The 13,299-nt window shown below is 24.8% G+C and carries 12 protein-coding genes; 3 read left to right on the forward strand and 9 right to left on the reverse strand.

All coding sequences use genetic code 11. The features are described 5' to 3' along the window. The 4 genes from AWT72_RS05925 to map form a co-directional block, all read right to left on the reverse strand. On the reverse strand, positions 1-563 hold a 563-nt coding region (locus tag AWT72_RS05925; RefSeq protein ID WP_156413094.1), incomplete at its 3' end, for an ATP-binding cassette domain-containing protein. Positions 564-784: 221 nt separating this feature from the next. After that, positions 785-1,519 (reverse strand): alpha/beta fold hydrolase, encoded by a 735-nt coding sequence (locus tag AWT72_RS05930; protein WP_067142279.1) that lies wholly within the window; start codon positions 1,517-1,519, stop codon positions 785-787. Positions 1,520-1,532: 13 nt separating this feature from the next. After that, positions 1,533-3,581 (reverse strand): carboxy terminal-processing peptidase, encoded by a 2,049-nt coding sequence (locus tag AWT72_RS05935; RefSeq protein WP_067142282.1) that lies wholly within the window; start codon positions 3,579-3,581, stop codon positions 1,533-1,535. Positions 3,582-3,661: 80 nt separating this feature from the next. Then, on the reverse strand, positions 3,662-4,432 hold the full coding sequence (map, locus tag AWT72_RS05940) for a type I methionyl aminopeptidase (RefSeq protein ID WP_197407620.1): 771 nt from the start codon (positions 4,430-4,432) through the stop codon (positions 3,662-3,664). A gap of 156 nt (positions 4,433-4,588) precedes the next feature. On the opposite strand from map, the gene AWT72_RS05945 reads away from it, so the two are divergent. The 3 genes from AWT72_RS05945 (at position 4,589) to AWT72_RS05955 (ending at position 6,391) form a co-directional block, all read left to right on the forward strand. Then, a complete protein-coding gene (locus AWT72_RS05945) occupies positions 4,589-5,119 on the forward strand; it encodes a hypothetical protein (protein WP_067142288.1) in 531 nt (176 codons plus the stop codon). A 128-nt stretch (positions 5,120-5,247) separates the two neighbouring features. After that, entirely contained in the window at positions 5,248-6,180 is a 933-nt protein-coding gene (locus AWT72_RS05950; protein WP_067142291.1) for a hypothetical protein, read from the forward strand. Further along, a complete protein-coding gene (locus tag AWT72_RS05955; RefSeq protein WP_067142294.1) occupies positions 6,167-6,391 on the forward strand; it encodes a hypothetical protein in 225 nt (74 codons plus the stop codon). Before AWT72_RS05950 ends, AWT72_RS05955 begins: the two co-directional genes overlap by 14 nt. A gap of 122 nt (positions 6,392-6,513) precedes the next feature. Here AWT72_RS05955 and pulA read toward each other — a convergent pair whose 3' ends face one another. From pulA to AWT72_RS05980, 5 genes are all read right to left on the reverse strand, one after another. After that, positions 6,514-9,354: a type I pullulanase gene (gene pulA, locus AWT72_RS05960; RefSeq protein ID WP_067142297.1), complete on the reverse strand. Its 2,841-nt coding sequence runs from the start codon at positions 9,352-9,354 to the stop codon at positions 6,514-6,516. Positions 9,355-9,513: 159 nt separating this feature from the next. Beyond that, positions 9,514-11,166, reverse strand: a complete 1,653-nt coding sequence (locus AWT72_RS05965; RefSeq protein ID WP_067142300.1) for an OmpA family protein — start codon at positions 11,164-11,166, stop codon at positions 9,514-9,516. Between the two features lie 179 nt (positions 11,167-11,345). Next, the gene (locus AWT72_RS05970) at positions 11,346-11,687 is read right to left on the reverse strand and encodes a carboxymuconolactone decarboxylase family protein (protein ID WP_067142303.1); all 342 of its coding nucleotides are present in this window, start codon (positions 11,685-11,687) and stop codon (positions 11,346-11,348) included. A gap of 12 nt (positions 11,688-11,699) precedes the next feature. Beyond that, a complete protein-coding gene (locus AWT72_RS05975; protein ID WP_067142306.1) occupies positions 11,700-12,026 on the reverse strand; it encodes a thioredoxin family protein in 327 nt (108 codons plus the stop codon). Further along, positions 12,023-13,299, reverse strand: a 1,277-nt coding sequence (locus tag AWT72_RS05980; protein WP_067142309.1) for a sensor histidine kinase, incomplete at its 5' end; no start/stop codon positions are given. The genes AWT72_RS05975 and AWT72_RS05980, both read right to left, overlap by 4 nt.

Genomic DNA, 13,299 nt, shown 5'->3' on the forward strand with positions numbered 1-13,299 from the left:
AAAATATCTAAACCTATAGTCGGTTCATCTAAGAATAAAATTTTAGGATTATGTATCAAAGAACAAATTATCTCAAATTTTCTTCTTTCCCCTAATGATAATTTTCTTACAGGAACATTTATTTTTTCTTTTAAATTAAATAATTCAATAAAATAATCTAACCTAGTATCAAAATCTTCTTTTGAAATATTATATATTTCTTTTAATAATTTAAGAGTTTCGATACTAGGTAAATCCCATATTAATTGACTTTTTTGCCCCATAACTACACCTATATTTTTAAGAAATTCTTTATTCTTATTATACGGTCTAAAATTATCACAAATTACTTTTCCACTTTTTTCTTCCAATATACCCGAAAGAATTTTAATTAAAGTGGTTTTTCCTGCACCATTAGGCCCTAATATGCCTACAATTTCGCCTTCTTTTATATTTAATTCATCTATATTTAAAGCTTGTTTTTTTATATATTTTCTTTTAAAGAAATCATGAATTGTAGACATAAAGCCTGTTTTTTTCTCATAAGTTTTATAATAGAATTTTAAATTCTCTATTTCAATCATAATCTAATTCTCCAGATAAGACTCCATAATATATTTTTTCTTGTCCTTTTAAAAACACAGAATAACTTAATGGTATTATTATATTTCCTGTATGTATGTTTTACAATGATTTACAACGGTTGTGTATATACCATTGTCAATTAAAATTCCCTAACTTTTATTCAATCACTTAACTACTATTGCTTCTTATACACAACTTAACAGTTTGTCTCTTTTTCTTTCTATTCAATTTCACTTGTAAAATCTGATAAAATTGTCGCTAATTCTTTTGTTTTACTTATCATTGGTAAATGTCCACTATCTATATTTTCTATTTTTGTTGCATTTAAATTTTTAGCCATTTTGTTTTGCAAATCAATCGATATTGATTTGTCATTAATCAATTTAACATACAAACGCTTTGTTTCTGGTAAGTCAAATATGATTTTTGTTGTATAAAGAGCTTTGGCTTCTGGTGTAAATTCATTTACAATTTTTGAAGTTATTTCAGGTGTCAAATCATTACAAAGTTCCGTTTCTATTGATTTTTTAGGTGGTTTTGTCCCAAATAACGACAATAAAATTGGGAATAATAACTTTTGAGGAAATGGTAATGAAGACACAAATGATTGTCCACTTTTAGGAATAACTGAACCGATAGCAACAAATCCTTTTAATTCTTTTTTGAATTGTTCAGCAACTTTTAATCCAATGCAAGCTCCAATAGAATGGGCTACAATAATGAAATCGTTATTTTCCCATTTTTTTATTTCTACTATTGTTTTATTCAAATAATCATCAAAAGTCAGTTTTAAATTTTGTTTGTCATTTGATTTTCTATTTGGGAAGTCAATACATAAAATTGGATTATCAATTCTCTGTTTTAAGTCATTCCATATTGAACTATTAAGTCCTGCACCGTTTATAAAAACTATTCCAATTTTATTGTTCACACTTTCTCCTTTTTTATCATTCATATTTTGTCCCTTCTTATTTTACAAGATCTAATGATATTTCTGCTGCTTCATATGTTTCTGCATCTATATATTTTTTTAATTCTTCTTCTCTTTTTAGTTGATCTTTTATGCTTTCTTCATTTGCACGTAAACCATTATCAAGTGAAAATACTGTTGCATCAGGTATTCCTAATTCTTTTGATCTTTTCTTGAAATATTCTTGTTTATTTTTCTTAAATTCTCTTTCTTTTTTTCTTTCAGTTATATTAAGAGTTATTTCTTTTGGATTAAAATGCTTAGATGCAAATTCTGTTTCTTCTACTAATAACTTCCATTTTTTAGAATTCTTAATACGATTTTCATGTAATTTTTTTAATTTTGCTACACTAAGCCCTAAATTATACTTACTTTCTATTGCACTTGGTATTTTTTCCCATTTTAATGCATTTTTGTATTTAAATTCTCCAGTTTCTTGAACTATTTTATTAGTTGGAAATTCTATATCTGGGCTAACTCCTTTTATTTGTGTAGATGCTCCATCAGGTCTAAAGAACATTTGTATAGTATATTTGAATAATCCTAAATTATATGTTCCATCATCTCCTGGGAATAATAAAGGTCTAACACTTTGAACACTTCCTTTACCCCAAGAATTTGAACCCACTATTACTCCTCTATTATAGTCTTTAATTGCCCCTGCAAAAATTTCTGATGCTGATGCAGAACCCCTGTTTATCATAACTACTACTGGTTTATTCCATATTACATTAGTATCTGCTTTATATCTTTTTATATTATTGTTTGCATCTTTAACTTGAACTACTACCTTATCTCCTATAAAATAACCTACCATTTTAATAACTTCTGCTAAAGACCCACCACCATTATGTCTTAAATCTATTACTAATGATTGAGCATTTTCTTTATTAAATTTATTTATTGCATTTTTTAAATCTTCTGATGCATCTTTTCCTTCGTTTGAAACTGCATCTTTAGAATAAAATCCAGGTATTTCTATATACCCAACTTTTTTATTACCTATTTTTATTGTTTTTGTACTTATTTCTTCATCTTCTTGTTTTATTCTATCTCTTACTAAACGAATAATTCTTATAGGAGAATCTTCATCTCTTCTTACACCTATTCTTACTACTGAACCTACTTCTCCTCTAATAAGTTTTGTTAAATCTCTTACTCTGTATGTACTTACATCAACTAATTCTCCATCATCTCCTTGACCAACATAAATAAATTGATCTCCAGGGAAAAATGCTTTTGATTTATCAGCAGGACTTCCTTTTATTATATTAGTAATGAAACTTCCTTCTCCTCTTTGTTGTATACTAACTCCCATACCAATTAAAGATAAACTATTAGCTATTTCAAAGTCTTTTGATAAATCAGGACCTATCCAAGAATTATGTGGATCAAATTCTTCTGTATATGAGTTTATAATTATTTGTTTTTTCTCTTCATCAGATAATTTAAGCACATTATTTCTACTAGCCTTATATCTTTTTACTAATATATCTTGAATTTTCTTTTTACTATTTCCATTTAATTTTAATCTTATTACGTCGTTTAATACTCTTTTTTCCCATAATTTATTAAGTGCTTTTTCATTTTTTTCAAATTCATCTTCTTCTCTATCTAAATCATAAACTTGCTTAGTATTAAAATTAAAATCATATTTCTCTACTAAATTTATTGCATAGTCATATTTGCTTTTTAGTTTTTGAAAATATAGATCTATTATTTTATCACCAAAATATAATGCATACTCTGTTTTTAATTCACCATAAATTGATCTTACTTGTAAATAAGGCTCTAAATCATCTTCTGTAAAAAACATTTTAGATGGATCTAATGATTTTATAAGTCTATCAAACATATTTTCAGATATTTTTGGAGTTATCTCCAAATTGGCATTATATGATGCCTTTTTTATAAAGTATTTTGATACATCAAAAGCCGATACATAATCATCTCTTATTTCTTTTTTTGTGCCTGATAAATTTGTACTCGCTAAAATTGATGTAGAAAACAACATATAAACAAATATTTTTTTAAATTTTTTTAACATTTTTACACCTCGTTTTTTTGTCATATTTTATCATAATATGATTTTCATGCTACAAAAGGTGCCACAAAGCACCTTGATTATTAAAATTCTGATAGTATGATAGGTCTCCCATCTACCACGGCTATACTATGCTCAAAATGAGCTGATCTTTTTCTATCCACTGTTTTAACCGTCCACATATCTTTTTGTATTTTTACTTTATGTGAACCTAAATTAACCATGGGTTCTATTGCTATAACTAAACCATTTTGTATAAGTTCACCTGTTCCCTTTTTTCCATAATTAAGAACATAGGGATCTTCGTGTAGTTCAAAACCTACACCATGTCCGCTAAAATCTCTTACTACTGAAAAGCCATTTTTTTCAACATAACATTGTATAGCATAACCTATATCGCCCAATCTATTCCCAGCTATTGCTTGTTCTATACCCAAATCTCTTGCTTTTTTAGTTACATCTATTAATTTTTTAGAAATAGAATCTATTTTACCCACACCAAAAGTGTAAGCACTATCACCAAAATAACCATCTAGATTAGTAACTATATCTAAACTAACTATGTCCCCATTTTTAAGTATCTTATCTTTACTTGGTATAGCATGCACTACTTCTTCATTAACTGAAATACAAGTAGATGCTGGGTAAGGTGGGTATGGCCATCCTATATCATAACCCTTAGTTCCACTAGTAGCACCGCAAGATAAAATGTAGTCTTCACAAATTTTATCTAACTCCCATGTGCTTATACCCTCTTTTATATATGGTGGTATAATATCACGATATATTCTTGCTATAATTTGATTTGCCTTTTCTATTTTTTTTATGTCATCAAGTGTTTTAAGTTTCATTATATACCCCCAGTTTTTAAAACTTTAGAATCTAGTAATATTTTATCATAAATTTATATAAAATGCCATTTCTTAATGATATTAAATAAAAATTTCTTTAATTATTTCTTTGTTCTATGATATAATTTGAATATGAAATTAAATACACAAGGAGTTTTTATGAAAAAAGATTATTATATATCAATATTTCTTTTTATATTCCAAACACTATTAGCAATATGGGTTTTTAAAAAGGCTTTTTATGTTGATAAATTTACAACTATATTATTGATTTTAATTTTAATACTTCCTAGTTTTTTTGATATTTTTATTCAAAGTGAAATCATTAAAGATTCTAATATGATTAAAGAAATAAAACTAGGTAATTATTACTTTATTTTAGCAATATTTTTATACATTGTAGCAATATTTCTTCTAATATTAAATATTAAAAATTTTAATATTTTATCTATAAGCTTATCTATTATTGCTTTAAGTACGGCAAATAATATAAGAACTTGGTCTTGGATTAAATTTAGCAAAAAAATATTAATTTATAAAAATAAAACTATAACAAAATCAGAAATTAAAAAAATAAAATTTAATCTAGATGCTAAATGTTTAGAAATAATAAAAAAAGATGACAAAAAAATTGAAATATCTTTTAAAGATGAGAAAACTTTAAAAGAAGTTTATAACGATATAAGTTAAAGCCTTATTTTTCAAAATGTGAAAATGGTCAATAAATATAATATTTTTTTTAATATATTTTGGCTATTTTTTTTGTTATAATAAGAGTTTTTATTATTTTTCATACTTTTTATAAAATATAATTTATTATGAATACAATTTATAAAAAATGCCTAAATCCTATATTAAATAATATAAGATTTGATATAAATGACTTTACACACATAGATATAATTACTAATATAACATTTTTAGGTATTACATCTAAACACTTATATATTTATATACAAAAGGAATTATCTAAACGTAGAATATTTTATAGAATAGATGATTTTAATTATTTATTTTTTAATAATTTAAATTTTCTAAAAAATTTTATTGAAACTTATTATAACAACGTTACACAAGTCAAAGTTAGTAAAACAAAGACTAAAATTTTTCAATTCAAAAATTTTTATGTACTATCTGACGTAGATAAGTTCAATCTTATTTTTGATAGTTACTTTTTAGATAATCCAAAAGTAAGTAAAATCAGATATGACAATTTTTTTTATAATGCAAGAAAAAATTTAAAAACAGATATCACATCGATAAATAAAGTAAAACTATCTCACATCAAAAAAATCAATGAAAATAAAATCTTAATGTCTGAAATAAAATTTATATTAAAAATTAAAAAACTTAAAAGAATAGATATATACATATCTGACTTAGAAAAGGAAGAATTTAATTTTCTTTTTAAAATCGTTTCTATTCTTTTTAGAAAACAAAAATTTAAAATTTTTTTTAATGCAAACTTAAGTATATTCCAAGATACAAAAAATACTCACACTAGTGTATTTTTAATGAAATCTTCGAAAAAAATAAACAAAACATCTTGGACCTCTTCTTATAAACACATATTATCTTATGATAATTTAAAAGATGATTTATCTTTTATATTTTCTAAGAAAAATCCAAAAACAATTAATACCTATGAAATTAGGGAAAGAAGAGTTATATACAATCACAATTACAACGTTTCTAGACGAGTGCATGAATTTATAAATCTAATAAGAAAGGAGGTTCATGAAAATCAGTAATTCTATAATAGTTTGCTACAAAAAACCTACTAGCTATATGGTTTTAGATATTATGAAAGAAAACTATTTGTTTGATAAAAGCGAATTATTAAAGAATATTGAAAAGGTAATACCTGTTTCAAAAATTTTAAAAAATAAGAAAAATAAGAATATCAAAAACATTATATTTGATAATAAGGAGGACAAATTATTATTTTACTTATATTTTTAAATGGCCAAAGACAATTGAATAACGTAAATTAATAGCGAAAGCTATCTTAACTATATTACATAGTTTTAATATATAAAAAGATGACCAAATTTAGAAATGAAGTCATCTTTTTATTTTTTTATTTATTTTTTAACAACTAATACTAATGAACTAATTCCATTAATTTTAATTTTTCCATCACTTATCTTTATATTTTCTATACCTTTTGAATTTGCTTTACCATCTTTAACTAAAACGGTATATTGCCCATTTGGTATATTTATTTCCTTAGATTCTTTATTCGCATTATAAATTACATAAATGAAATCATTTCCATTTAAAGTATATGCTATAATAAAATCTTCATCTTTTAAAACTTTAAAGTTTTTATCAATAGTTTCAAAATCTTGCATATTAAAATTACTATATTTCTTTCTTATTGCTATTAATTCTTTTACATAATTAACATTTTCTTTATTTTCTAATGCTCTATTCCAATCCATCATATTCACACTATCAGGCGATTTATATGAATTTTCATCCCCATTTTTTGTTCTTAAATATTCTTGACCTGCATGTATAAATGGTATTCCATTAGATAACATTATTATAGTTGTCGCTAATTGATGTCTTTTAACTAAAATTTTATCATCATCTGCTCCATTAGTTTTTTTCAACTGATCCCATAATGTTAAATTATCATGTGCTTCAACATATTGTATTAATTGTCCAGGTTTAGTATATGTTTTAATACCTTTTCCACCTTTAATATTTTTTACAACATATTTTTCAAGCCCTTCTTTTCCACTTACAAAACCTTGTCCTATTACGCCAAATGTTGAGCCCTTAACACTATTTCTAATGTCATCATTGAAAAAGGCAATTTCAGGGATTTTATTTGCATTATGTTGATTGGCTCTTAAATCAAGATCTAATGTTCCCATATTCCAACCTTCACCAAGTAATAAAACATTTGGATTTATCTTTTTAAGTTCAGTATAAACTTCTTTCATAGTATTAATATCTAATATTCCCATTAAATCAAATCTAAATCCATCTATTTTGTATGTATTCATCCAATATTTTAGACTGTCAACTATATATTTTCTAGCCATTTTCCGTTCGCTGGCTATATCATTTCCAACACCTGTTCCATTAGTTAAATTACCGTTTTCATCTATTCTGAAAAAGTAACCTGGTACTATTAAATCAAATGCATGTTCTCTGGCACTAAACACATGATTATATACTACATCCATTATTACACCTAAATTATTTTCGTGCAGTACCTTAACTAATTTTTGTAACTCTATAATTCTATTATTAGGGTCATTAGGATTTGTACTATAACTACCTTCTACTGTATTATAGTTTACAGGGTCATATCCCCAATTATATTTACTGAATTGATCTTTTTCATCAACAGATTTTTCACTAAAATCATAAATAGGCATTAATTGTAAATAAGTTACACCTAATGATTTTATATAATCAAGTCCTGTAATTTGACCCTTAGAAGTTTTGGTATTTTTTTCAGTCAATCCTAAAAATTTACCTCTATTTTTAATTCCAGAATCTTTATAACTTGATACATCTCTAATATTTAATTCATATATTATAGGAGTATTAGTTTTTATAAACTTAGAATCTAATTTCAAAGGATTAACTACTACTGAATGTCCACCATTTATAGTAGTTGATTTAGCATATGGGTCAACTGTAACATTAATCTTGTCAGCCAAATGAACTTCATATAAGTATTCTAGACCTAATTTATCTCCTTTTAATGTTACTGAATAAACTCCTTTTTTATTTTTTTTCATTGATATAGTTTCTTTTTTATTACCGTTAAAAACTAATAAATTTAAATTTTTAGCAGTCGGAGCCCATACTTTAAATACTGTTTTTTCTTTACTATAAATTGGCCCCAATTCTTCATCAGTTGCAAATAATTTATCAAATTCTTCTGTTTGTAAAACCTTACCTATAACAATTTCTTTTGTTCCAAAATCTTTAAAATGAACATTATTTTTATTTGTTAAATCAAATTTATCTGTAAAAATCACTTCAATTTTATCAGTTTGCTCCCTAGTTCCATTAACTATATTTATACTCTCAGCTTCCATATTATTAACACTAATATCATTTTTTGTTATCTCGTTTAAATTAAATGGTTTATTAGTTTTAATTGTCAAACTATTTAATGTATCTATTTTTGCTGACATTATTTCCCTTTTCTCCAATGCTTCTTCTCTTGAAGCATATGGTTTTTCTATTCCTGCTACAACATAGACTGTACTTTCGCCAGCATTATTAAACTTTTCTATTTTTCTAACACTTGTATCTTTTTGTTCCATATTATCTTTCGTTCCTTTAAATATTAAAAAATTTATTTCCTTTATATCAGTTCCTGTAACTTCAATATTAGATACTGCTCCAAATTCATCTTTTTTAAAATCAAAGACTTTATCATTAACTAAAATTTTCCAATTTTCATAATCTTTATCTAATCTGTTATAATAAACCTTTGCAGTTAATTTATCAAATGATTCAGGTCTATTATCAGGATTTTCATAATATGTATTAGCATCATTAGTCTTAAGCCAAATTTGTGCTATTCCATTTTTTATATCTATATATCTATCTTCTGGAACATCTTTTTGACTCCAATCAGATTTTCTAACTATATACCCAACACTTTCATATTCTCCATCTAATGTTATATTAGCCACTTGTCCAAATTTATCACTAGCATCAAATTCATAAGCCCTACCATCAAATCCCTTAGCCCAAATCCATAAATCCCATTCCTTATCAACAGGGTTTTGATAATGTATAATTATTTTAGTTTTATTGGCTTCCGGTACTAAAACTATTTCAGAATCACTTTGTTTATTTTTTAATTTAAATAATGCTAAAAAAATGCTTATAAATATCAATGCTATTAAAAAATAAGCTTTTTTATTTTTTAGAATTCTTTTCATACTTTCTTGTATATATTGTCATACGACTATACATACTTCTCCTTTCCTTTGGGTAATATATATTTTGAGTATACCTTGCAAACGGTTTCAAGTCAATACTTACTATACAAAAAAACGACTTATTTTATATTAAGCCGTTTTTATTATTTATTATATCTATTAATTATATATATCGAAATTATTTATTAGAACTTCTACTCTTCTTAATTCACTTGAATCTCCATCATTTATTTCATTAAATCCTTTTGATTTTATCGTAATATCAATATTTTTATTTAATCCAAATTCTATTAGTTTATCTTTAACAGAAATTGCTCTTTTTAAACCTAAATCTAAATTATATTGTTCTGTATGTGTTCTATCTGTGTAACCTATAATTTCAATATTTGTTTTATCATAATTATTATTTAAAAATTCAACTATATCTTTTAGTTTATTTTCATGTATTTCTTTTATATTATATTTATCTATATCAAAATCTTTCACAGTAAACTTAATAGATTTTTTTACTAAACTTTTTAATTCTTTTAATTCATTTTTTAAATTTTCTATTTCATTTTTAGATTCTTCATCTACTTTTACAATTTCTTTTACTACTACTTTAGAATTTTCAACTTTATTTGGCACAAAGTTTATATTTAGTCCAGCCGATACTGCAAATGTTTTTTTGGTATCTATTCCTGCACCTAATTTATAAACTATTCTTCTTGATGGTATAGTTCCACTTAATCCTAATGCAAATCCTCCTGTTTTATTATAATATGCTCCACCTACACCCACAGATACTAAATGATTTCCACTTACTTGTGGTACACTGGCAATAGCTATAGATGTTGCTATTCCTCCACTTAATTTGCTATTCTCTGCATCCAAACGTTGTACTTTATCATCTACATATCTTTTTACTTGTCTATCTGTTACTAAATTATCTGTTGGTATGTCTATATTTGCATCTTTACTTAATATTCCAGCCCAAGATTTAGTATTATTTATATTGCTTCCATCTATTTTAACAAAATTATTAGATACAAAATTTTCTAAAGTTTTTAATTGTAAAACATTAACTGCATCAGTATTATCTACTCCTGTTTTAACATGTTTAATTTGTCTTTCATTTCCAATACTTCCTATTGAAATTGCATCAGTTTCTGCCTTTGAACCATTACCTAATACAATAGCGTTTTTTACTCCAGTTGCATCTACTTTTGAACCTATTACATACACATTATCTTGATCTATTTTATTTTCTGAACCTATAGAAATACTATTTTTACCAGAAACTGTACTATTTTCACCACCTATTAAAACTGAATTTTCACCTTTAATAGATATTTTATTTTTTGCTCCACCTATTATAACAGAATTATGCCCCTCAGTAACATTACCTTCATTTCTATTTCCACCACCTATTACAACAGAATCTTCTCCTCTTGCAATATTTTCATGTCCTCCTACTACAACCGATTTAATTCCTTGAGCAGTATTATTAAATCCTCCTAATATTGCAGTATTTTCAGCATTAGCTTCAGTTTTATTTCCAGATCCACCTAATATTACAGAATTATCTCCATTAGCAACATTTCTATTTCCACCCAATGCCCCAGATCTATCTCCTTTTGTACTATTATTAGTTCCACCTAATACGATTGAATCTCTACCAGCAAAAGTATTTCCTTCTCCACCTAGTCCTTGCCCAGGAGCTGCTAATACTGTATTACCTGATATTAAAATACTAATAATTAATCCTAAAGTTACATTTTTTTTATTTTTCAATATTCTTTTAAACCATTTCATTTTTTCTTTCATATCCATATATTTTATTGTATGTAAAAAGTAAAATTTAACATACTATCCTTGTATACAAAATATCTACAATATAGTTTACAAGGATTCCTCCTCTCTTTGTTTTTTTCATTTTAATTGTTAAAAAACAAAGCAAGATAAATATATTATCTAAGCTTTGTTTGTGAAATTATATAAATAAAAAGGGTTTACTTATTTAACAAAAATTGTTCAAATGCTTCCATAGCCTTACCACCATAAACAACAGATGGTCCTCCACCCATCATTATGGCTAATGAAATTGCTTCTGCAAATTCTTCACGAGTAACTCCTGCGCTAACACAATTTTTAGCATGAGATTCTATACAACCTTCACATCTAACTGCAACTGCTATACCCATTACAATTAATTCTTTTTGTTTTAAACTTAATATTTTACCTTCATATACTTTACTAGTCAAATTGGAAAATGCTGCCATAGTATCTGGTATATTTTCAACTAACATTTTAGTATTTCCTTTTAAATTTTCTAAATTTTTAACATGATCCATTTTTATTTTCTCCTATCTTAATTTATCTAAAATTTCTTTTAAATTTTCTTTTGATTTTGCTCCTACTATTGTTTCAACAGGTTTAGAATCTTTGAAAATAACCATTGTGGGTATACTTCTAACACCATAAAATTCTGCTAAATACATATAACTATCAACATTTGCTTTAATTATTTTATCTTCTACTTCATTAGATAATTCATCTAGTATAGGTAATAATTCCATACATGCACCACACCAATTAGCATAAAAATCAACTATGGTTAATCCAGACTTTAAAGTTTCTTCTAATAAATTATCTATATCATTTTTATTTGAATATTCAATTACTTTACTCATTTTTTTACCTCTATTTCTTTTAATTTAACTATTATTTTAGTTCCTTTTTCAATGTTTTTATCTACAATTAATCCATAATTATCTCCTAGATAATGTTTAATTCTACTATCAATATTTTTCATACCGACACCACCTAGTTTTAGTTTATTTTCTTTAGTATTCTCTATTCCTACACCATTATCATAAACTTCTATTATTATATCTTCATTATATTTATATACTTTTATATCTACTATTCCTTTATAATTAATATTTCTTATACCATGATAAAGAGCATTTTCAACAATAGGCTGCAATATTATTTTTGGAACTAATTTACCAAGTAATTCTTCATCTTTTACTTCAATATTATATGTCAATTTATTTTGATATCTTTCTTTTTGTATATCTAAGTATATTTTAACATGTTTTAATTCTTTTTCTAGACTTATTAAATTTTCTCCATTACTTAGTGAAATTCTAAAAAAATCTGCTAAATTTTTCGTTATTTCAACTGCTTTATCATTATCTTCAAATTCTATGGACCATATTATTATATCTAATGTATTATATAAAAAATGGGGATTTATTTGACTATACAATGCTTTTATCTCATAACTTTTAAGCGAATTTATCTTTTCAATCATTTTATTTATTTCATTTTTTAAAACTTCAATTTCATAAAATGATTCTCCTTCTAGGGTTATCTTTTCAAGTTTTGTATCCATATTTAACATGTAATTTTGTAATTCCTTTATTGTATATGTTATTTTTTCTGAAATTTTTCTTATTAAAAAGAACATTATCAACATTGTTATTATTATGGTAAAACTTATTATTTCTAAAACTTTAGTTTTTAATAAAGTTATTTTTTCTCCAGAATATATACCAACAATTTTCCAATTAGTACTTTCAATGTTTTTGGCAAAATATATGATATTGAATTTCTTATCATACCCTACCTTCATTTGGCTTATTCTATCTATTATTTTTTCTTTATTTACATTTGCTTTTTCAATGTTTTCACTATATATTATATTATTATTAGAGTCAATTATAAATACATGGCCTCTATCCCCTAAATAAGTCTCTTTTAGGTATTTATATAGTTCCATATATTTAAGGTCTAAAATAATTATTGCTTTTTTATTACCTATTTCTACATTTTTTGTAAAAGACAATATATATGTTTCCATATTACCATATAAATTTTTTCTTATTGGATTTAATACAATACTATTATCATTAATTTGGTTATCTTTATTTTTATCTATATTATTATATTTTATTTCAT

This window comes from Oceanivirga salmonicida (genome assembly GCF_001517915.1).
GTDB classification, from domain to species: domain Bacteria; phylum Fusobacteriota; class Fusobacteriia; order Fusobacteriales; family Leptotrichiaceae; genus Oceanivirga; species Oceanivirga salmonicida.

Bases quoted from the DNA above. Each gene is read 5' to 3' on its own strand.
- AWT72_RS05930 (WP_067142279.1), bottom strand. From the start codon at position 1,519: ATGAATGATAAAAAAGGAGAAAGTGTGAACAATAAAATTGGAATAGTT.
- AWT72_RS05935 (WP_067142282.1), bottom strand. From the start codon at position 3,581: ATGTTAAAAAAATTTAAAAAAATATTTGTTTATATGTTGTTTTCTACA.
- AWT72_RS05945 (WP_067142288.1), top strand. From the start codon at position 4,589: ATGAAAAAAGATTATTATATATCAATATTTCTTTTTATATTCCAAACA.
- AWT72_RS05950 (WP_067142291.1), top strand. From the start codon at position 5,248: ATGAATACAATTTATAAAAAATGCCTAAATCCTATATTAAATAATATA.
- AWT72_RS05955 (WP_067142294.1), top strand. From the start codon at position 6,167: ATGAAAATCAGTAATTCTATAATAGTTTGCTACAAAAAACCTACTAGC.
- pulA (WP_067142297.1), bottom strand. From the start codon at position 9,354: ATGAAAAGAATTCTAAAAAATAAAAAAGCTTATTTTTTAATAGCATTG.
- AWT72_RS05965 (WP_067142300.1), bottom strand. From the start codon at position 11,166: ATGGATATGAAAGAAAAAATGAAATGGTTTAAAAGAATATTGAAAAAT.
- AWT72_RS05970 (WP_067142303.1), bottom strand. From the start codon at position 11,687: ATGGATCATGTTAAAAATTTAGAAAATTTAAAAGGAAATACTAAAATG.
- AWT72_RS05975 (WP_067142306.1), bottom strand. From the start codon at position 12,026: ATGAGTAAAGTAATTGAATATTCAAATAAAAATGATATAGATAATTTA.